Origin of the sequence: Streptomyces sp. NPDC090106, from assembly GCF_044747265.1 — a bacterium.
GTDB lineage: Bacteria > Actinomycetota > Actinomycetes > Streptomycetales > Streptomycetaceae > Streptomyces.
Genome location: NZ_JBIVDS010000001.1, coordinates 101,736 through 122,718, shown reverse-complemented (window position 1 = coordinate 122,718; position 20,983 = coordinate 101,736). Strand labels below are relative to the sequence as shown.

Below are 20,983 nucleotides of genomic sequence, written 5' to 3'. Positions count from 1 at the left end.
CCTTTCCGGTTCGACGGGAGTCCCATGGCCGCACCGCAGACCGTCATCGCCCCGCCCGCCAAGGCGGCCGTCTTCCTGGTGGCCACCGTGGCCCCGGGCGGCGAGGACACCGTGCGCGAGGTGCTCCAGGACCTCGCCGGGCTCACCCGTTCCGTGGCCTTCCGGTTCCCCGACGACGGGCTGACCTGTGTCGCGGGGCTCGGCTCCGAGGTCTGGGACCGGCTCGTCGGCGGACCCAGGCCCCGTGAGCTGCACCCCTTCCAGCCGCTGCGGGGCCCTCGGCACGAAGCCCCGGCCACCCCCGGTGACCTGCTGTTCCATCTGCGGGCCCGGCGCATGGACCTGTGCTTCGAGCTGGCCCGTCTGATCGTGGACCGGCTCGGCGCCTCGGCGGCCGTCGTCGACGAGGTGCACGGCTTCGCCTACCTCGACGAGCGTGACCTGCTCGGTTTCGTCGACGGCAGCGAGAACCCCCAGGACGCCGCCGCCGTCGAGGCCGTCCACATCGGCGACGAGGACCCCGGCTTCCGCGGCGGCAGCTACGTGATCGTGCAGAAGTACGTGCACGACCTCGCCGCCTGGTCGAAGCTCACCGTCGAGCAGCAGGAGCAGGTCGTCGGACGGACCAAGTCGGCCAACGTCGAGATGCCCGACGACGTCAAACCCCCGAACTCGCACGTCGCGCTCAACACGATCGAGGACGAGGACGGCACCCAGCGGCAGATCCTGCGCGACAACATGCCCTTCGGGCAGGTCGGCGGCGGGGGCGAGTTCGGCACCTACTTCATCGGGTACGCCCGCACCCCCGCCGTCACCGAGGAGATGCTGCGCAACATGTTCCTCGGCAGGCCGCCCGGCACCACGGACCGCATCCTCGACTTCTCCCGGGCCGTGACCGGCTGCCTCTTCTTCGTGCCCGGCGCGGACCTCCTCGACGACCTGCCCGCCCCGTGACCGCCCGGCTGCTGCGCACCGCCACCCCGCGCCTGGCCGTCTCGGCCCTCGCCGGCGCGGCGACGGGCGTCGCGGTGGCCCTGGTGAGCGGTGCCCCGCTGGGCGTCCTCGCCGGGATCGCCGTGAGCGAGCTGCTCTTCGTCGCCACCGGGTGGCTCGCCCTGTGGCCGATGGACGCCGAGGCCACCCGGCGCAACGCGCGCCGCGAGGAGTTCCGGCCCGCCGCCGAGGAGCTCGCCGTCGTCAGCACCACCCTGTGCGGGCTGGTCGCCATCGTGGCGCTGCTCCTGGCGGGCAGGGGGAGCACGAGCCACGCCGCGGCCGGGGCGGCGCTGTGCGGGGTGTTCATGGCCTGGTCGGCCCTGCACCTGATGTACGCCACGCGGTACGCGTACATGTACTACGCGCCGGAAGGCGGCGGGACCGAGGGCGGGATCGACTTCAACACCCAGGAGCCGCCGCGCTACAGCGACTTCCTCTACTTCAGCTACAACCTCGGCATGACCTACCAGGTCTCCGACACCGGTGTCTCGACGTCCGGGTTCCGCGCCGTGGTGCTGCGGCACTGCCTGCTGTCGTACGTCTTCGGCGTCAGCATCCTCGCCACGACCATCAACCTCGTCGCGGGCATCGTCACCGGTTGACCGAGACCACCGTGGCGCTCGTACGGCCGCCTGGCGCGACGTACTCGACGACGTCGCCCGCGTGGTGGCCGAGCAGGGCCCGGCCGAGCGGGCTGTCGACGGTCACCAGCGTCGGGTCGTGCGCCTCGGCGATCTCGCCGAGCCGCACGGTCGTGTCGGTGCCGTCGGAGAACCGCACGGTCACCGAGCTGCCCACGCCGACCCGATCGGTGGAGGCGGGTCCGGCGACGGCCGCCTCCCGCAGCCGCCCGTCCAGCTCGGCGATCCGCCGGTCCAGCCGGGCGAGTTCGGTGGCGCGCTCCAGTTCGTCGGCCTGGTCGGCGCGGTCGCCGCTCTCGTCGCCGCCGCCGTCGCGCAGCGTCGACAGGACGGTGTCGCGCTCGGTGCGCAGGTCCGACAGCTCCCGCTCGATCGCCGTACGGGCCGCGGCGCTGATGGGTTCGGGTCCACCGGTCATTCGACTTCCCGTCGGACGGGCGGCAGGAGTGGATGCCGCACACTGATGCGAACAATTCGAACGTATCAGGCGAATCGGTACGGTGCCGGGGAGGGAGGCGTGCGGGGGAGGCGTACTGCGGATGCGGTACGGGGTCCTCCGGACGCAGCAGTTCCGGCGCCTGCGGGGGCGGGATGACCCGGCGCCGCGCATGAGGCAGCCTGGGTACGTGAGCGAGCACCGGGGCCGGGGTCGGCGATGAACGGGAACAATCTGGAGCGGTACGCCCATGACCATCCGCGGATCGTGGACGCCATGGTCTCGGTCACGCTCTTCGCGTGCACCATGTTCGGGGCCTCGATCCGCACCGGGATCGCCGGGGACCAGCCGGACGTGTGGCCCGCGCGGATCGTGGGCGCCGTCGCCGCCGTCACCATCCTGTGGGCCCGGGACCGTCCCCGTTCCGTGCTCCTCGTCAACGCCGCCGGGTCGGCCGCGCTCGCCGCCGTCGGCTATCTGCCCAGCCCGCTGCTGCTCGCCCCCGTCATGGCCGCGCTCTACTGGTTCGCCGACCGCACGGACTCCCGCACCACCCGTATCCACGGCTCCGTCACGCTCGCCGCGCTCGTCGTCGCCTCCCTGTCCTCCGCCCCGTTCGGGAACCTGTTCCTGCTCAGGACCGTCGGGATCGGCCTGTGGCTGATGCTGCCGCTCGCCGCCGGGAGCGCGGCCCGGATCCGGCGGGCCTACCTGGAGTCCGTGCAGGCCCGCGCCGCGCACGCCGAACGGACCCGGGAGGAGGAGGCACGGCTGAGGGTCGCCGAGGAGCGGATGCGGATCGCCCGGGAACTGCACGACGTCGTCGCCCACCACATGGCCGTCGCCAACGCGCAGGCCGGGACCGCCGCCCACCTTGTGGCCACCCGGCCCGACCAGGCCCGGCAGATCCTCGCCGACCTGGCCGGGACCACCTCCAGCGCGCTCCTCGAACTGCGGGCCACCGTCGGCGTCCTGCGGCACTCCGGGGACGACTCCGACAGCCTGGAACCCTCGCCCGGCCTGGACCGGCTCCCCGAACTCGTCACCGTCTGCGCGTCCGCCGGACTCGACGTCACCGTCACCACCGACGGCGAGCCCCGCCCGCTGCTGCCCGGCGTGGACCTGACCGCGTACCGGATCATCCAGGAAGCCCTCACCAACGTCGCCAAGCACGCGAGCGGCCATGAGGCCCGGGTGCTGCTGCGCTACGAGCGCGCACGCCTCCTGATCACCGTCACCGACGACGGGACCGGCACAGCCGCCCGGGACGGCGGCGGGTTCGGGCTCATCGGCATGCGCGAACGCGCCCACTCCGTCGGCGGCGACCTGTGCGCCGGGCCCCGGCCCGAGGGCGGCTTCGAGGTCGCCACCGCACTGCCCCTCCACCCCAAGGACCGGTAAGTGACCATCCGTGTGCTGCTCGCCGACGACCAGGCCCTCCTGCGCGGCACCTTCCGGCTGTTGATCGACTCCTGCGACGACCTGGAGGTGGTCGGGGAGGCCGCCGACGGACAGGAGGCGGTCCGGCTCGCCCGCCTCCACCGGCCCGACATCGTCCTCATGGACATCCGCATGCCCGGCACGGACGGGCTCGCCGCCACCGGGACGATCTGCGGCGACCCCGCTCTGACCGGCACCCGGGTGCTCGTGCTGACCACCTTCGAGACGGAGGAGTACGTCGCCCGGGCGCTGCGCGTCGGCGCCAGCGGCTTCCTCGGCAAGCACGTCACCACCGACGCGCTGCTCGACGGCATCCGTGTGGTCGCCGCCGGTGAGGCGCTCCTGTCGCCCGGCGCGACCCGCGCCCTCATCACCCGCTTCCTCACCGCGCCCACCGCCCCCGGCAACCTGCTCGCCGCCCCCGAACGCCTCGCCGACCTCACCCCGCGCGAACGCGAGGTCACCGCGCTGGCCGCCGAGGGCAGGTCCAACGACGAGATCGCCGGCCACCTCACCCTCAGCGTGCTCACCGTGCGCACCCACGTGCACCGCGCCATGACCAAACTCGACGCCCGCGACCGGGCCCAGCTCGTCGTCATCGCCTACCAGACGGGGCTCGTGAGGCCTACGGCGCGCTGAGCGCCGTACCGCGCTTTTGGTAGGCGCTGCTGCGGATCCGGTAGGCCGAACTGACGGCTGTGGCAGGACGACCCGGAGCGGTGCGGCGGGACAGCCTGGAGGGGTATCCGAGACCCGAACGTGGAGTCCGCCGTGGCTGCTTTGCTGTACCGACTGGGCCGACTGGCCTTCCGACGACGGTGGTACGCCGTCCTGCTGTGGGGCGTGGTCCTCGCCTGTGTGGGGCTGGGGGCCGCGAAGGCGCCGGGCACCACCGACGAGGGGTTCTCGATGCCGGGCATCGAGTCGCAGAAGGCGTACGACCTGATGGAGGAGCGCTTCCCGGGCGCGGTCGCCGACGGCGCCACCGCACGGGTCGTGTTCGTCGCCCCCGACGGGCAGAAGGTCACCTCCGCCGCCCGCAAGCAGGCCATCGAGGAGTCCGTGGCCGCGCTCGCCGACGGCTCCCAGGTCGCCTCCGCCGTCGACCCCTTCACCGCCCGGGCCGTCAGCTCCGACGGGTCCACCGCCTACGCCACGGTCACCTACGACGTGGAGTCCGGCCAGGTCACCGACGCCAGCCGGACCGCGCTGGAGAAGGCCACCGAACCGGCGCGCGCGGCCGGCCTGACCGTCGAGGCGGGCGGCTCCGCGATGGACGCCGGAGGGGGCGCGGGCGGCGCCGCCGAGGTCATCGGCATCGCCATCGCCGCCGTCGTGCTGCTCGTCACCTTCGGGTCGCTCGCCGCCGCGGGCCTGCCGCTGCTCACCGCCGTCATCGGCGTCGCCCTCACCATGCTCGCCATCACGCTCCTCGGCAGCACGTTCGGCCTCTCCGCGAGCACCGGCACCCTGGCGATGATGCTCGGCCTCGCGGTCGGCATCGACTACGCCCTGTTCGTCGTCTCGCGCTACCGCGAGGAACGCGGCAAGGGGCGGGCCCCCGAGGAGGCGGCCGGACTGGCCGTCGGCACGGCGGGTTCCGCGGTCGTGTTCGCCGGGCTCACCGTGGTCATCGCGCTGGCCGGGCTGGCCGTCGTCGGCATCCCGATGCTGACCAAGATGGGGCTGGCCGCCGCGGGCGCGGTCGTCGTCGCGGTCGGCGTCGCCCTCACCGTCGTACCGGCGCTGCTCGGCTTCTGGCCCAAGGCCGTCATGCCGCGCAAGCCGGCCCGCACCGGGGCCAACGGCGGTACGCGGTGGGCGCGTCTCGTGCTGCGGCGGCCACTCGCCGTGCTGCTGCTGGGAGTCATCGGCCTCGGCGCCCTCGCGATCCCCGCCACCGGGCTCCAGCTCGGGATGCCCGGTGACGAGGCCAAGTCGGTCACCACGACCGAACGGCGGGCCTACGACGCGCTGGCCGCCGGGTTCGGGCCCGGGTTCAACGGGCCGCTGACCGTCGTCGTCGACGAGCGCGACGGCACCGACGCGACGGCCGTCCGGGACGGGATCGCCGCCACCAAGGGCGTCGTGTCCGTCTCCGAACCCCGCTTCAACGAGGCCGGTGACACGGCCGTGTTCACCGCCACGCCCGCCACCAGCCCCACCGACGAACGCACCGAGGCGCTCGTCAAGAAGATCCGGGCGGAGCGCACCGGGGACTTCGAGGTCACCGGGACCACCGCGCTCAACATCGACATCGCGGCGAAGGTGCAAGGAGCCCTGGTGCCGTACCTGCTGACCGTCGTGGGGCTCGCGGTGATCCTGCTGCTGGTCGTCTTCCGGTCGGTGCTCGTGCCGCTGAAGGCCGCCCTCGGGTTCCTGCTGTCCGTGCTCGCGGCGCTCGGCGCGGTCGTCGTGGTCTTCCAGGAAGGGCACGGGGCGAGCCTGTTCGGGGTGGAGCAGACCGGGCCGATCATGAGCCTGATGCCGATCTTCCTCGTCGGGATCGTGTTCGGACTGGCCATGGACTACGAGGTGTTCCTCGTCTCCCGGATGCGCGAGGCGTACGTCCACGGGGAGTCGGCCCCCGAGGCGGTCGTCTCCGGGTTCCGGCACAGCGCCCGGGTCGTGGTCGCCGCCGCGCTCATCATGATCGCGGTGTTCGCCGGGTTCGTCGGCGAGGACGAGTCCATGATCAAGATGATCGGGTTCGGGCTGGCCGTCGCCGTCCTCCTCGACGCGTTCGTCGTGCGCATGGCCCTGGTCCCCGCCGTCCTCGCCCTCCTCGGCGACCGCGCCTGGTGGCTCCCCGGGTGGCTGGACCGCGCCCTGCCCCACGTGGACGTGGAGGGCGAGGCCCTGAGCGGCCGGGAGGAGGAGACGGCGGTGCCCGAGACGCAGGGGCCCGGGTCTGACGGGGCCGGGCCGGGAGCCGCCGGTGGTGAACGGCGGCGCCGGGCCGGGCGTCCGTGCGTTCCCGCCCACGACATGAGGTGCTGAAGCGGCCTCGCGTGCCCGTCGGATACGGGTGGCCCTCGCCGCGGGGCCGCCGAGGCGGGCGGTGCGGTGCTCTCGTCGGGCGGCCGGGGGCGTGGAGGCCCGGCGTTCGGGGAGTGGGCGGGGCGGCGCGCGTGCCGGGTACGGCGAGCGGCGGCCGGGCCCGACTGTCATGGCCCCGGCTCAGGCGGTGCACAGCCGGCGCCCAGGGGCGTCCGGCAGGCTCAGGGCATGACTGGTGTGCGGGACGGGGCGGTTCGGGTGCTCATCGTCGATGACGAGCCGGAGCTCACCGAGCTGCTGTCATGGGCCGTCAAGGAGGCCGGCTGGCAGCCGTTCCTCGCCGCCGACGGCCGCGGCGCCCTCAGCCTGGCCCGCGGTTGCGCCCCGCACGCCGTCGTCCTCGACGGCATGCTGCCCGACCTCGACGGCCTGCACGTACTGCGCCGGCTGCGCTACGAGGACGCGCGGCTGCCGGTGCTGATGCTCACCGCCCGCGACGGTCTGGAACACCGGCTCGACGGGCTGTCGGCGGGCGCCGACGACTACGTGACCAAACCCTTCTCCGTCGAGGAGGTCGTGCTGCGGCTGCGCGCCCTGCTGCGCCGCTCCGGCGCCGAGGAGGCCGCCGCCCACGAACCCGTACGCGTCCTCGGCGACCTCGTCCTCGCCGAACGCACCCGGCAGGTCCAGCGCGGCGGACGGCCGGTCGCGCTCACCGCCAAGGAGTTCGACCTGCTGCACTTCCTGATGTGCCACCCCCGGCAGGTCCTCAGCAAGGCGCAGATCCTCGACCACGTCTGGAACGACTCCTTCGAGAGCGAGGGCAACCTCGTCGAGGTGTACGTGTACAGCCTGCGCGGCAAGCTCGACAAAGGGCGCCCGCCGATGATCCACACGGTGCGCGGCGCCGGGTACGTCCTGCGGGCGGCGGACACCGCGGGATGAGAACGCTCCGGGCCCGGCTGGTCCTGTTCGTCTCCGCCGCCCTCGTCGTGGTCTGCGCGACGATGGCCGTCGCCACCGTCATCGTCCAACGCGCCCACCTCCAGGCCGAGTTGGACCAGCGGGTCAAGGACGCCGCGGACCGCAGCCAGGGCGGCCTCCAGCGCCGTACCGGGGACGCCACCGACCTCGGGTTCCTCAACGAGCGCGGCCAGCCGGCCGGGACCGTCGCCGCCCGGCTCACCGACGGGAAGGCCGTCGCCGCCGAGACGGTCACCGCGGACGGCGGCCAGCGCGTCCTGACCGCGGCCCAGCGCGCCGCCCTCGACGGGATCCCCGCCGACGGCGCCGTGCACATCCGCACCGTCCCGGGCCTCGGCACCTACGTGCTCACCGTGGCGAGCGGCGACGGCCCGTCCGTCCTCGCCGGGCTGCCCACCGCCGAACTGACCGACACCCTCGACGACCTCATCGTCACCGAGGCGGTCATCGCCGGCGTCGGCCTGGCGGGCGTGGGCACCGTCTGCGCCTGGGTCATCCGCCGCCAGCTGCGGCCCCTGGGGCGGGTCGCCGCCACCGCCGTCGAGGTGGCCGGGGCGCCGCTCGGCACCGGCACCCTCACCCGCGTCCCCGCCTCCGACACCGGCCCGGAGACGGAGGTCGGGCAGGTGGGCGCCGCCCTCAACCTGCTGATCGACAGCGTCGAGTGCTCCCTCGCCGAACTGCGCCGCAGCGAGGACCGCATGCGCCGCTTCCTCGCCGACGCCGGCCACGAACTGCGCACCCCCCTCGCCTCCATCGCCGGATACGCCGAGCTGATGGACACCGGCGCCGCGCGGATCGCACCGGACCTGGCCTGGCGGCGGGTGTCCGCGCAGTCCGCCCGGATGACGGACCTGGTCGAGGACCTCCTGCTGCTGGCCCGGCTCGACGAGGGACGGCCCCTGGAGCGGGTCGACGTCAACCTCGGGGCGCTGGTCGCCGAGGCCGTGTGGGACGCGCGGGCCGCCGGAACCGGCCACGACTGGCGGCTCGCCCTGAAGCTGGAGGAGCCCGCCGTGGTCACCGGCGATCCCGCCCGGCTGACCCAGGTCGTCGCCAACCTCCTCGCCAACGCCCGCACGCACACACCCGACGGCACCCGGATCGAGGTGTCGGTCGAGGCCCGGCCCGACGCGTGCGTGGTCGCCGTGCGGGACGACGGGCCCGGCATCCCGGCCGGGCTGCTGCCCGCCGTCTTCGAACGGTTCACCCGTGCCGACGCCTCCCGCTCCCGCGCCCCCGGCCAGGGCGGCGGCTCGGGCCTCGGCCTCGCCATCGCGGCGGCGCTCACCGAGGCCCACGGAGGCCGCGTCGACGTGGTCAGCGCACCGGGCCGCACCGAGTTCACGGTGACGCTGCCCCGGACCGCCGCGCGATCCACGGCGTCTTCATAGAAAGCCTGGTCGGCACGGTCGTACCCGCCCTTCCCGCGCCCTCGCTTCAGCGGGGCCTCAGGTGGGCGTCCCAGGGTGGGCGTCCGGTGGCCGGTCCGCAGGGGACCCGGCCGACGACCAAGGGAGCGGACGACGATGACCGAGCTGGACACCGGTGCCGCCAAGGCGGCGCACGCGAGCCGCCGCACCTTCATGCGCAAGGTCTTCTTCGCGTCCGGTGCCACGGCCGTCGCCACGATGGGCGGCGCCGGAGCCTTCGTCGCGCTGGCCGACGACAGCACAGGCACCGCCGACGCGAGCGCCACCCCGAGCGGCGCGCCCAGCGGCGGTCCCGGCGGCGGCGCGGGCGGCCCCGGCAACCAGTCCATCACCGAGGAGTTCTTCGGCCTCACCACCGACGGCAACCGGATCGACGACCTGTTCACCGTCCACTCGACGGGCGTGGCGACCGCCCCCGTCATCGCCGCCGCCGACGCCTTCCTCGCCGGGCTCACCGACGACCAGAAGACGTCCACGCAGTTCACCGTCCACTCCACCGAGTGGCGGCTGTGGAGCAACGTCGACTCCTACGAACGCCAGGGCGTCTCCCTCGCCGACCTGACCGACACCCAGAAGGACCTGGGCACCGCGCTGCTGAAGGCCGCGCTCAGCGCCGACGGCCTGGAGACCACGGAGAAGATCCGCCGCATCAACCAGGCGGCGGGCGAGGCGATCGGCAACACGAACTCCTTCAACGAGGACGCCTACTACTGGACCGTGATGGGCACGCCCTCCGCGACCGAGCCCTGGGGCTTCCAGTTCGACGGCCACCACCTGGTCGTCAACTACTTCGTCCTCGGCGACCAGGTCGTCATGAGCCCCTGCTTCTGGGGCTCGGAGCCCACCTCCATGGAGATCGACGGCGAGACGGTCACCGTGTGCCACGAGGAGGTGCTCGCCTCCCTCGCCTTCATCAACTCCCTCGACGCGGCGCAGCAGGCGGTCGCCGTCGAGTCGGCCACCAAGTCGAACGAATCCATGAAGGCGGGCGCGTTCTCCGACAACACCGTCCAGGAGTACACGGGCCTCAGGGGCAACAAGCTGACGGGCGCCCAGAAGAAGAAGCTCCTCGGCATCGTCGAGGCGTTCGTGGGCCGCGCCAAGGCCGACGCCGCGAAGGTCCGGATGGCGGAGGTCGCCCGGCACCTCTCCGACACCTACGTCACCTGGTCGGGCGGCACCGGCGACGACGACGCCTTCTACGTCCGGGTGCACAGCCCGGTGGTGTGGGTCGAGGTGGACTGCCAGGCCCCGGGCCCGCTGGCCGGTGCCTACGGCGCCACCCAGGGCGACGGCGCCACCCAGAAGCACGTCCACTCCGTCATCCGCACGCCCAACGGCAACGACTACGGAAGGGAGCTCCTCAGGCAGCACTACCTGACGTCGCCGCACCACCGGTGACAGAAAACTTCCCGTCATACGGCAACCTCTGCGGGACCGGCGGCGACCTGAGGGCGAAGGAGTTCCCCCGAACACAGGTAAGGACCTCATCCGTGGTGTCCTCTTCGCATCATCGCCGCCGCCCCCGCAGGGGTCGCGCCGTCGCCGTCTCCGCCGTCGTGGCGGCCGTCGTCCTCGCGGCGGCCCTGGTGGCGGCCCTCCGTGACGACGACGGCGGGGGAGGCGGCACCACCGTGGCCGGCCGCCCGGTCGCGGCACCGTCGTCCACCGCGCCGCCCGCGCCCGCACCCTCGGAGCCCGCGTCGGCCTCCCCGTCCGCCTCCGCCTCCGCGTCGGTCTCCCCGTCCGCGTCACGGACCGCGGCCCCGGCGTCCGGCGCCTCGAAGCGCCCCGCCACCACGCCCACCCGCGAGGCCGCCGCCGTCCCCGCCGGCGCGCCGCTGGCCGGCCGTATCGTGCCGGGCCGGACGTACCAGGGGGTCGCCACCTTCTACGACACCGCCGACGGCGACGGGGCCTGCACCTTCGGCCCCACCGACGACACCATGACCGCGGCGATGAACCACACCGACTACGAGACGTCCAAGGCGTGCGGGGCGTACGTCGTCGTCCGCGCCGGCGGCGCGTCGGTGACGGTCCGGATCACCAACGAGTGCCCCGAGTGCGGGCCGGGCGACATCGACCTGAGCCCTCAGGCGTTCGCGAAGCTCGCGGCGCCGGTCACCGGCCGGATATCCGTCACCTGGACCCTGACCAGCCCTGCCGACGCCGGCACCCTCTCGCTGCGCTACAAGACCGGGTCCAGCGCCTACTGGTGCGGCGTCCAGGTCCTCGGCCACCGCAACCCGGTGGCCCGGCTGGAGGTGAGCAGCGGCGGCGGCTGGACCGCCCTCCCGCGCACCGAGTACGACTACTTCCTCTCCGAACAGGGCACCGGCTGCGGCGGCACGATCCGGATCACCGACATCTACGGCGAGCGCCTGACGGTCCAGGCGCTCCCGGTGCGCCCGGACACGGTCCAGCCGACCCGGGTCCAGTTCACCCGCCGCTGACCCCGCGCCCTGCCGTGCGGGACGACGGACGCCCCCTTCCTCCGCCATGGGGGAGAGGAAGGGGGCGTCCGGTCGTCGGTGCCGTGCGGTCAGCTGGTCGTGACGGCTGTGTCGTCGATGACGAAGCTGGTCTGGAGCGAGGAGTCCTCGACGCCGGTGAACTTCAGCGCCACCGTCGAGCCCGCGTAGGAGCCGAGGCTGAAGGACTTCTGGACGTACCCGGAGGCCGCGTTGAGGTTGGAGTACGTGGCCAGGGTGGTGGATCCGGCGGTGACCGTCAGCTTGTCGTACTGGGTGCTGGTGGTGGTCTCGGCCGTGTCGATGTGCAGGTAGAAGGTGAAGGTGGTGCCCGTGCAGCCGCTCGGGATGGTCACCGACTGGGACAGCGTGTCGGTGTGGGTCGAGCCGTAGCCGTCCAGCCACGCCTTGTAGGAGCCGGTGCGGGCCGCCTGGCTGCTGGAGCTGGTGATGACCCCGCTGGTGGCGGTCCAGGAGGTGCTGCCCGACTCGAAGCCCTGGTTGGCCAGGAGCTGGGTGGAGGTGCAGCTGCCGCCGCCGGTGGAGCTGACGGTCCAGGTGAAGGACGCGGTGCCGGTCGCACTGGCGCTGTCGGTGACCGTGACGGTCGTGCTGTACGTCCCGGCGGTGGTCGGCGTGCCGGAGATCAGGCCGGTCGAGCTGCTGATCGACAGGCCGGTGGGCAGACCGGTCGCGGCGTAGGTCAGGGTGCCGCTGTTGGTGGAGCTGGCGCTGATCTGGAGGCTCGCGGCGGTGCCGACCGTGCTGGACTGGCTGCCCGGGTTGGTGACGGTGACGCCGGTCGTGGGCACGGTGATGTGGCTGCCGACGTTGATGCCGGCGAAGGCGTTGCCGACCCCGGCGTACTGGACGGAGCTGGAGCCGTACAGCGCGGAGGCGGCGCTGAGGGCGGCGGTGCGGGCACCGGCGTAGTTGGTGCTGGACGTCATGTACGTCGTCAGCGCCTTGTACCAGATCTGCAGGGCCGCGGCCCGGCCGATGCCGGCGACGGCGACACCGTCGGAGGTCGGGCTGTTGTAGGTGACCCCGTTGATGGTCTTGGAGCCGCTGCCCTCACTGAGCAGGTAGAACATGTGGTTCGCCGGACCCGACGAGTAGTGCACGTCGAGGTTGCCGATCCCGGAGTACCAACTGTCGGCCGACGAGCCGTCCTTGTCGGGCTCGTCCATGTAACGCAGCGGCGTGCCGTCGCCGTTGATGTCGATCTTCTCGCCGATGAGGTAGTCGCCGACGTCGGTGGAGTTGTTGGCGTAGAACTCCACACCGGTGCCGAAGATGTCGGAGGTCGCCTCGTTCAACCCGCCGGACTCACCGGTGTAGTTGAGGTTCGCGGTGTTGGAGGTGACGCCGTGGGACATCTCGTGTCCGGCCACGTCGAGCGAGGTCAGCGCGTGGGTGGAGCTGGTGCCGTCGCCGTAGGTCATGCAGAAGCAGTCGTCGTCCCAGAAGGCGTTGACGTACGCCGTGCTGTAGTGGACGCGGCTGTAGGCGGCGACGCCGTCGTTCTTGATGCCGCTGCGGCCGAAGGTGTTCTTGTAGAAGTCCCAGGTGGTCTGGGCGCCGAAGTGCGCGTCGACGCCCGCGGTCTGGGTGTTGGAGCCGGAGCCGGTGCCCCAGGTGTCGTCCGTGTCGGTCATCAGGGTGCCGGTGCCGGACGTGCCGTTGCTCAGCGTGTACGTCTTGTGCCCGCCGCGCGAGGTGTCGTACAGCTGGTACGTCGAGCCGGACAGATACGTCCCGATGGTGACGGTGCCGCTGTACTGGCTGTTGCCGGTGCCGGTCTTGACGTCCTCGAACCGGGAGAGCTCGGCGCCGGTCGTGGCGTCGTTGATGACGTGCAGCCTGCTGGGCGTGCCGTCGTCCTGGAACCCGGAGACCACCGTCTCCCAGGCAAGCTTCGGGGTGCCCTCGCCGGCCCAGACGACCTTGCGGGCGCTCTGCGCGGCGGGCGACTCGGCGTCGAGGGCCTTCGCGGTCTTCAGCGCCTTCGCCTGCGCGGAGGACTTGGTGAAGGTCGCGGTCGTCGACTTGACCGAGACGGTGCGGCGGTTGTTGTTGAAGGTCGTGCTGACGGTGCCGGCGGCCAGCGAGGCCGGGGGCGTGTGCACGACGAGGTCGCCGCCGAGGACCGGCAGGCCGGCGTAGGTGCGCTCGTAACGGGTGTGCAGGGTGCCGTCGTTGTCCTTGACGACGTCCTTGACGACCAGCTTCTCCTTGGCGCCCAGGCCCAGGGTGTCGGCGGTCGCGCCGGTCTTCTGCGTCTGGGTCCTGATGAGCGCGGTGCGCTGGGCCGGAGTGAGATCGGCCTGGAGGCCGCCGGAGCGCACGGGGGAGGGGTGGGGGGAGGCGGGTGCCGCGGTCGCGGGGACCGACTGCACGCCGAGTGCCAGCAGGGCGGCGGTCGCGGCCAGGGCTCCCGCCGCGGTCGCCTGTCGGGGGGTTCGTCTCACTCTTGCTCCTACTGCGACGGTCGCCGCTGTGGGCGGCCGGTGCCGGAACGGGCAGACGGGGTGTGCTGCCCGGGTGCGCTGAGCAGTGCGGTGCGGGTGACCGTGAGTGGGGGGTAGGACGTGGGGGGTGGGACGTGCAGGCAGGATGGCAGCTTTGACGTAGGCATGTCATTGCTGTGCGGGTGTTCGAGGGGTGCCGGGAGGCATTCGAGGGTTAACCCTCTACGCGGGTCCCCCAGGCAGGGGCGCCTGCCAGGTCTCGGCCGTGCCGCGGGCGCCGCCGTCACCGTCGTCGCGCACCGTCAGGCGGACACCGGCCCGGCCGTCCGGCAGGGTCGCCGTCGCGTCCACCGCCACCTCGATGCGGGTCACGCCGGGGCGGCGGGAGGCGGTGGCGAGGGCCCGCCGCAGCGCCGTCAGGAGGTGGCCGGCGGTCTCGTCGGGGACACGGGACTCCACCGCGCCGGTGAACTGCGTGGAGGGCGCGAAGCCGAGGACGGCCGCCGCGCCCGCCGTCTCCCGCAGCACCTTGCCGCGGAACGTCGTCGGGGCGTCCGCCGGAGGCTGCTGGAGGGCGAAGATCGTCGTACGGACCTCCTGGATCGTCGACTGGAGTTCGTCGACGGCCCGGCCCAGGGTCGCGGTGACGGCGGCGGTGTCGGCGGACCCGCTGCGGCGCTCGGCGCTCTCCAGCATCATCCCGGTGGCGAACAGCCGCTGGACGACCAGGTCGTGCAGGTCGCGGGCGATGCGGTCGCGGTCCTCGAAGACGGCGAGGCGCTCGCGGTGGTGCCGGGCGTCGGCGAGGACGAGGGCCAGCGCGGCCTGGGAGGCGAACTGCGTGGCCAGGAGCCGTTCCACGGAGGTGTAGGGGCGGTCGCCGCGGCGGCGGGGCAGGGCCAGGGTGCCGATGAGCCGGCCCTCCGCCTGGAGAGGGAGCATCATGCTCGGGCCGAAGCGGTGGCGCACATGGGTCGTCATCCGCGGGTCGGTCGCCGAGTCGTCGATGAACACCGGCTCACCGCCGAGGAGTTGCACGAGGACCGGGCTGCCGGGGGCGATCGTGGCGCCGACGATGTCGCCGGGGTCGTCGTACGTCGAGGCGGTCACGATCTCCATGCCGCCCTCGTCGGTCGGCTGGAGGATGACCCCGGCGCGGGCGTCGGCGAGGATGCGGGCGCGTTCGGCGACGGTGGCCAGGGCGTCCTCGGCGCAGACGTCGCTGAGCAGGGCCGTGGTGACGGCCGCGGCGCCCTCGATCCAGCGCTCGCGCTGACGGGCCGCCTCGTACAGCCGGGCGTTGCCGATGGCGATCCCGGCCTGGGCGGCGAGGACGTGCAGGAGCTGCTCGTCCTCGGGGGTGAACAGGGCGCCCGGCTCCTTGTCGGCGAGGTGCAGGGTGCCGAAGTCCTCGTCCTGGACCGTGATCGGCACGGTGAGCGTGGCCGCCGAGGCGGGCGGCACGGCGCCCGGGGTGCGGAGCTCGATGAGTCCGTCCTGCCCCGGGTCGGTCGTGCCGAGGGCGGCGTGCCGGGCGCCGGTCAGCTCGGCGGCGGCGTCCACGATGTGCTGGAGCGTGGTGCGCAGTTCGAGGTCGGTGCCGACGCTCAGGACGGCCTCCAGCAGGGGCGGGAGCGGATCCCTCGGCACGGGCGGCTGCGGATTCGGCGGGTGGGGGCGGCGGGCGCCGGTCAGTCGGTCAGGGGCGCCAGGGCGATGGGCTCGATCCGGCCCTCCAGCATCGCGCCCAGGCCCTCCACCGCGCACACCTCGGGCCGCTCGGCGATGTGCACCGGCATGCCGGTCGCCTGACGCAGCATCTGGTCGAAGCCGGGGAGCAGCGCGCTGCCGCCGACCATCATGATGCCCCGGTCGGCGAGGTCGGCGACCAGGTCCGGCGGGCAGTCCCGCAGCACCTTGCCGATGCCGTCGAGCACGGCGGTCAGCGGCGTCTGGATCGCGTCGCGCACGGCGGCGGTGTCGACCTGGACCGAGCGGGCCAGGCCGGTCGCCACGTCCCGGCCGTGGATCTCGGTGGAGGTCGGGCCCTGTGCGGTCAGGCCGTTGCCCGACAGGGCGAGCTGGAGCGGCCGTACCGACTGGCTGGGCAGCATCAGCTCGTGCTGGTGGCGCAGGTGCTGCACGATCGCGTGGTCCACGGCCTCGCCACCCACCGGGATGCGCTGGGCGGTGACGATCGAGCCGAGGGAGAGCACGGCGATCTGGGTCGCCGCGGCGCCGCAGACCAGGATCATCGTCGCCTCGGGGCGCTCGACGGGCAGTCCGCAGCCCACGGCGGCGGCGATCAGCGTGTCGACCAGCTCCACCCGGCGGGCGCCGAGACCGACCAGCGTCTCGATGCAGGCGCGCTGCGCGAGGGGGTCCGCGTCGTGCGGGGTGCAGGCGGCGGCGCGCAGGATCGGCTTGCGGCGCAGCGAGCGGCGGATCTTGTCGCCGAGCAGGTGCCGCAGCATGCGCTGGGCCATCTCGATGTCCACGACGGTCCCGCCGGACACGGGGCGCACGACCCGGATGTAGTCGGGGGTGCGGCCCGTCATCCGCTCCGCGAACTCGCCCACCGCGATCAGCGCGCCGGTCCGGGTGTTCATCGCGGCGACCGACGGCTGGTCCACGACGAGCCCGGCGCCCTTCACGTACACCCGCGTCCGCGCCGCGCCCAGGTCGACGGCGAAGTGGCAGCGGCGCAGCTGCTCCAGACTGGCACTGGCGGTCATGGCAGGGTCCTCCCGAGAGCACTGACCGTGGGGCGCGCCGGGCGGCGGGCCTCATTGGCATCGTGGGCGGGGCGGGAGGGGCGCGCCGCTTGGAGGGGGCCGGGTGGGGAGCGGCTGAATGGGGGTTTTTGCGGCTTATGTCCGATGTAAGGGTTGGGTAAATGTCGGGTGGGCGGTGTGCGGGGCGCCGCCCGCGCGAGGTGCCCGCACGGGCTCTCCCGATCCCGTTCCCCACCTCAGCGGAGCCGGATCACCCCCAGCTCCGCCAGGTCCTGCGGGCGGATGCGGAGCTGGTCCGCCGTCGCCTCGGTCCGCTCCGGGGGGCGCTTCAGGATGGCCGCCGCGAGCTCCGGGGCGATGACGGAGAAGTAGCTGTCGGGGGTCGCGTACGTGGCGCCGGGGGCGGCCAGGGCGAGCGCGCCGCCCGAGCCGCCCTCGCCGATCAGCAGGGTGGTGACCGGGGTGCGGGCGGTGGCGACCGTCATGAACAGCTCGGCGATCGCCGCGCCCGCGCCCGCGCGCTCCGCCTCCGCGTCGTTCGCGGCGCCGGGGGTGTCCACGAGGGTGAGCACGGGGACGCCCAGCCGGTCCGCGAGCCGGACGAGCCGCGTCGCCGTGCGGTAGCCCGCCGGACGGGTCGCCGTCCCGGTCTGCGCGGCGTACGCGATCGTCCGGCCGTCGCGTGTACCGAACCCGCACAGCATGCCGGGGTCGACGCCACCGCAGCGGTCGCCGGAGAGGGGCAGCCGGTGCTCGAAGTAGGCGTCCAGGTAGGCGGCGGCGCGCGGCCGTTCGGGTGCCCGGGCGCGCCGCACGGCGTCCCAGCCGGTGGCGGGGAGGCCGGTCGCGCCCAGCGGGCCGGGGGGCGGGGCCGGGGTCGCCGTGCCCCCCGTCAGCAGGCGGAGCCAGTCGCCCAGGGTCCCGCGCAGCTCCTCGGGGGCGACGATCGCGTCCACCGCTCCCGCCGCCAGCTGGGACTCCGCCGTGTACGCCGTCGGGTCGGTGTCCGGCGGGCGGACCCGGGAGCCGGCGAAGCCGATCTGGGCGCCGGGCAGGGCGAGGGCGATGTCGGCGCCGGCACCGAGGGTGGCCCAGCCGCCGCCGGTCGTCGGGTCGCGCAGGACGGCGACCTGGGGCAGGCCCGCCTCCCGGGTGAGCGCCGACTGGCGTGCCACGCGTTGGAGCTGGGTCAGGGCGAGCATGCCCTCCTGCATCCGGCTGCCGCCCGTCGCGATCAACGGGACCACGGGCAGCCGGTGTTCGCGGGCGTATGTGTACGCCGCCGCCAGCCGGTCGCCGGTGCGCACGCCCAGCGAGCCGCCCAGGAAGCCGAACTCGAAGGCGATCAGCACCGCCGGGGCGCCCTGGACGTGCCCCGTGCCGCAGACCGCCGACTCCTCCTCGCCCGTGCGTTCCCTCGCCCGGGCGCGCGCGGCGTCGTACCCCTCCCAGCCGAGAGGGCCGTCCGGGGGCAGGACCGTGGACGGGGAGGGGAGCTCCTCGAAGTCGTCCGTCAGCAGGCCCAGGATCTCGCGGGCCGGCCGGCGTCGCGGGCGGTCAGGCACGCAGCGCCCGCTTCATGATCTTGCCCATGTCGTTGCGGGGGAGGACGTCGAGCCAGTGGACGACCCGCGGTCGTTTGTGCGGGGCGAGGCGCGCGGCCACGTGGTCGGCCAACTCGGCCGCGGACGGCGGGGACTGGGGGTCCGCCGGGACGATCCAGGCCACGACCCGTTCCCCGAGGTCCGCGTCCGGTTCGCCGGTCACGGCCGCCTCCCGGACCGCCGGGTGCTCCAGCAGCGCGTTCTCGATCTCACCCGCCCCGATCTTGTAACCGCCGCTCTTGATCAGGTCGGTGGCCTTGCGGCCGACGATCCGCACATAACCGTCGGACTCCCGCACCGCCATGTCACCGGTGCGGAACCAGCCGTCGGAGGTGAACGCGGCGGCCGTCGCGTCAGGCCGGTTGAGGTACTCGGTGAACAGGTTCGGCCCGCGCACCTGGATCTCGCCGACCGTCTCCCCGTCGTGGCCGGGGATCGCCGAACCGTCCTCCTCCACCAGCCTCAGCTCCACGCCCGGCAGCGGCACTCCGACCGTTCCGGCCCTCGCCTCGCCGTCCGCGCGGACACTCGTGTTCATGAGGGTCTCCGTCATGCCGTACCGCTCGACGACCCGGCGGCCGGTCGCGGCGGTGATCCGCTCGTGGTCGTGGACGGGCAGCGCGGCCGAGCCGGAGACCAGCAGCCGCGCCCCGGACAGGGCACGCACCAGCCCGGGGTCGTCGGCGAGGGCGCCCGCGACGCGGTGGTACATCGTCGGCACGCCGAAGAGCATGGTCGCGCCCGAGGTCAGCTCCCGCGCCACGCCCTCGGTGGAGAAGCGGCCCAGATGGCGCACCGAGCCGCCGCGCCGCAACGGGCCCAGGGTGCCGAGGACCAGCCCGTGCACATGGAAGAGGGGCAGCCCGTGCACGAGGACGTCGTCCCCGGTCCACTCCCAGGCGTCGGCCAGCGCGTCCAGGGTCGAGGTGATCGCCCGGCGGGGGAGCACCGCGCCCTTGGGCGGGCCGGTCGTGCCCGAGGTGTAGACGACGAGCGCGGGGTCCTCGGCCGAGACCCGGGGCTCCGGGGCCGGTGCCGTGGCCGCCGCGTCCACGGCCCTGTCCGTCTCCACGTCGAGCCGGGGCAGATCCGCCAGCGGCGGGGGCAGCTCGGCACCCGGTGCCGCGAGCACCAGCGTCGGCGCGCTGTCGTTCAGGATGTGCCCGAGCTCCTTCTGGCCCGACTTCGGGTTGAGCGGTACGGCGGCCACGCCGGCTTCCAGCACCGCCGTCACCGCCACCGCCGTCTCCAGCTCCGCGGTGGCCCACACGGCCACCCGGGCGTGCCCGGCCAGCCGGGCCGCCAGGGCGGCGGTGCGGGCGGCGAGTTCCGCGTAGGTGAGCGCGCGGTCGCCGAACCGCAGGGCGGGACGGTCCGCGTCGGTGCCCCTGAGGGCCGGGAAGAGAGAGGTCTCGCTGGTCATGCCGGACAACTCCTGGTCTTTCGTCGTCTGTCGGTCCTACCCCATGCCGGGTACGACCGTCACCCACCACACCACCACGGCCACCACGGCCACCACGATGCTCCCGTAGAGCATCAACGGCCGGAAGAAGCGCTCACGGTCGACGTCCGGCGCGGCGGCCGACGCCCTCGCCCGCCCAGTCGATCGTGCCCATCTCGTCCAGGACACCGACGTACGTCAGGACACCGCAAGCACGTCCGCCACCGCGCAGCACACGTTGTCCGGGGCGCCCGCGGTGTTCGTCGTCGTGATCAGGGCGTGGACGGCGTCCTCGGGGGTGGCGGCCGTGGTGAGGATCTCGCGCAGCCGGGACTCGGGGACGGCGGTCGTGAGACCGTCCGTGCACAGCAGATAGCGGTCGCCCGGCACCGGCTCGTGGAAGCGGAGGTCGGGAGGCGCGGTGCCCAGCGCCTTGAGGAGCAGGGCGCGCTGCGGGTGTGTCGCGGCCTCCTCCGGGGTCAGCCGGCCCGCGTCGACCAGGGACTGCACGAGGGTGTGGTCCTGGGTGATGCGGAACAGGCCGCCCGCGCGCAGGAGATAGGCCCGGGAGTCGCCGATGTGGACCAGGGCCAGCGCGCCCGCGTCCGTGCGGATCAGGGCGGTCAGCGTCGTACCGGTGCCGGGCACACCGCGCACCGCCTCGGTCGCCTCCTCCAGCACCGTCAGGACGTCGCCCGCCGCCGCCAGGCCCGGCTCCAGGTGCCGCAGCGCGTCGACCGCGGCGCCGCTGGCCCGCTCGCCCTCGGGTCCGTAACCGTCGGCCACCGCCAGCAGGCCGGGGCCCGCGTACGCGGTGTCCTGGTTCTCCGCACGCACACGGCCCCGGTCGGAGGCGGCGGCGCAGCGCAGCCGCAGCCCGGGGGCGGGCGCGGTGTCCGCCGAGGCCAGATGGGCCACCAGGAACCCGGCGAGATCGCGGCGCTCGGCCGTCTCCGCCTCCACCCGCTCCCAGTACGCGCGGATCTCCGCCGCCGCGGCCCCGGGCCCCAGCGCGCACACCTCGCGGATCCGGGCGAGCGGCATCCCCACCCGGCGCAGCCACGCCACCAGCCGGGCCCGCGGCAACTGGTCGGGCGTGTAGTAGCGGTAGCCCGTCTCCGGGTCGACCCGCGCGGGGCGCAGCAGGTCGAGGTCGTCGTACAGCCGCAGTGCCTTGGGGGTCAGGCGGCAGGCCTTCGCGAAGGCCCCGATCGTCAGCATGCGTGTTCCCGTCCCTCCGGCCCCGCGCGTTCCGCCCCCGATGCTGGGGCTTCACCGAGGGGGAAGGTCAAACGGGTTGCCGTGGTTGCGGCCGGCCCGGTTAGCCTGCC

16 protein-coding genes and 1 pseudogene are annotated in these 20,983 nt (G+C 73.7%); 9 read left to right on the top strand and 8 right to left on the bottom strand.

Annotated features, from left to right (window positions below; genetic code table 11):
• Nucleotides 1-24 precede the first annotated feature (24 nt).
• Nucleotides 25-954, top strand: coding sequence for a Dyp-type peroxidase (locus ACIPSE_RS00555; protein ID WP_401655821.1), 930 nt, complete (start codon nt 25-27; stop codon nt 952-954).
• Entirely contained in the window at nt 951-1,598 is a 648-nt protein-coding gene (locus ACIPSE_RS00550) for a DUF1345 domain-containing protein (protein WP_401655819.1), read from the top strand. Before ACIPSE_RS00555 ends, ACIPSE_RS00550 begins: the two co-directional genes overlap by 4 nt.
• On the opposite strand, the gene ACIPSE_RS00545 is transcribed toward ACIPSE_RS00550, so the two are convergent.
• Nucleotides 1,588-2,055, bottom strand: coding sequence for a GreA/GreB family elongation factor (locus ACIPSE_RS00545; protein WP_401655817.1), 468 nt, complete (start codon nt 2,053-2,055; stop codon nt 1,588-1,590). The genes ACIPSE_RS00550 and ACIPSE_RS00545 overlap by 11 nt on opposite strands.
• A gap of 237 nt (nt 2,056-2,292) precedes the next feature.
• Between ACIPSE_RS00545 and ACIPSE_RS00540 the strand changes: the two genes are divergently transcribed.
• From ACIPSE_RS00540 to ACIPSE_RS00510, 7 genes are all read left to right on the top strand, one after another.
• Nucleotides 2,293-3,474 (top strand): sensor histidine kinase, encoded by a 1,182-nt coding sequence (locus tag ACIPSE_RS00540; protein WP_401655815.1) that lies wholly within the window; start codon nt 2,293-2,295, stop codon nt 3,472-3,474.
• Nucleotides 3,475-4,152 (top strand): response regulator, encoded by a 678-nt coding sequence (locus ACIPSE_RS00535; protein WP_401655813.1) that lies wholly within the window; start codon nt 3,475-3,477, stop codon nt 4,150-4,152.
• Nucleotides 4,153-4,284: 132 nt separating this feature from the next.
• Nucleotides 4,285-6,513 (top strand): MMPL family transporter, encoded by a 2,229-nt coding sequence (locus ACIPSE_RS00530; RefSeq protein WP_401655810.1) that lies wholly within the window; start codon nt 4,285-4,287, stop codon nt 6,511-6,513.
• Between the two features lie 228 nt (nt 6,514-6,741).
• Nucleotides 6,742-7,458 carry a response regulator transcription factor gene (locus ACIPSE_RS00525; protein WP_401655808.1) on the top strand — a complete coding sequence of 239 codons (717 nt, stop codon included), beginning with the start codon at nt 6,742-6,744 and terminating at the stop codon, nt 7,456-7,458.
• Complete coding sequence (locus ACIPSE_RS00520; protein ID WP_401655806.1) at nt 7,455-8,891, top strand: sensor histidine kinase; 1,437 nt, start codon at nt 7,455-7,457, stop codon at nt 8,889-8,891. The genes ACIPSE_RS00525 and ACIPSE_RS00520 overlap by 4 nt, the downstream gene beginning before the upstream one ends.
• A 135-nt stretch (nt 8,892-9,026) precedes the next feature.
• Nucleotides 9,027-10,331, top strand: coding sequence for a DUF3500 domain-containing protein (locus ACIPSE_RS00515; RefSeq protein WP_401655804.1), 1,305 nt, complete (start codon nt 9,027-9,029; stop codon nt 10,329-10,331).
• A gap of 95 nt (nt 10,332-10,426) precedes the next feature.
• On the top strand, nt 10,427-11,383 hold the full coding sequence (locus ACIPSE_RS00510; protein ID WP_401655802.1) for an expansin EXLX1 family cellulose-binding protein: 957 nt from the start codon (nt 10,427-10,429) through the stop codon (nt 11,381-11,383).
• 89 nt (nt 11,384-11,472) lie between these two features.
• Here the strand turns inward: ACIPSE_RS00510 and ACIPSE_RS00505 are convergent, their stop codons facing one another.
• The 7 genes and pseudogenes from ACIPSE_RS00505 to ACIPSE_RS00475 form a co-directional block, all read right to left on the bottom strand.
• Nucleotides 11,473-13,872, bottom strand: a complete 2,400-nt coding sequence (locus ACIPSE_RS00505) for a M4 family metallopeptidase (protein ID WP_401655800.1) — start codon at nt 13,870-13,872, stop codon at nt 11,473-11,475.
• Between the two features lie 222 nt (nt 13,873-14,094).
• On the bottom strand, nt 14,095-15,522 hold the full coding sequence (locus ACIPSE_RS00500) for a GAF domain-containing sensor histidine kinase (protein WP_401655798.1): 1,428 nt from the start codon (nt 15,520-15,522) through the stop codon (nt 14,095-14,097).
• Nucleotides 15,523-15,563: 41 nt separating this feature from the next.
• Nucleotides 15,564-16,607: a rod shape-determining protein gene (locus ACIPSE_RS00495; RefSeq protein ID WP_401655796.1), complete on the bottom strand. Its 1,044-nt coding sequence runs from the start codon at nt 16,605-16,607 to the stop codon at nt 15,564-15,566.
• 236 nt (nt 16,608-16,843) lie between these two features.
• Nucleotides 16,844-18,172, bottom strand: a complete 1,329-nt coding sequence (locus ACIPSE_RS00490; RefSeq protein WP_401655794.1) for a carboxyl transferase domain-containing protein — start codon at nt 18,170-18,172, stop codon at nt 16,844-16,846.
• A complete protein-coding gene (locus tag ACIPSE_RS00485) occupies nt 18,165-19,634 on the bottom strand; it encodes an acyl-CoA synthetase (RefSeq protein WP_401655792.1) in 1,470 nt (489 codons plus the stop codon). Before ACIPSE_RS00485 ends, ACIPSE_RS00490 begins: the two co-directional genes overlap by 8 nt.
• 36 nt (nt 19,635-19,670) lie before the next feature.
• Nucleotides 19,671-19,863, bottom strand: a pseudogene (locus tag ACIPSE_RS00480) (hypothetical protein); the annotation flags it as partial.
• The gene (locus ACIPSE_RS00475) at nt 19,851-20,873 is read right to left on the bottom strand and encodes a MerR family transcriptional regulator (RefSeq protein WP_401655790.1); all 1,023 of its coding nucleotides are present in this window, start codon (nt 20,871-20,873) and stop codon (nt 19,851-19,853) included. The gene ACIPSE_RS00475 and the pseudogene ACIPSE_RS00480, both read right to left, overlap by 13 nt.
• Nucleotides 20,874-20,983 lie beyond the last annotated feature (110 nt).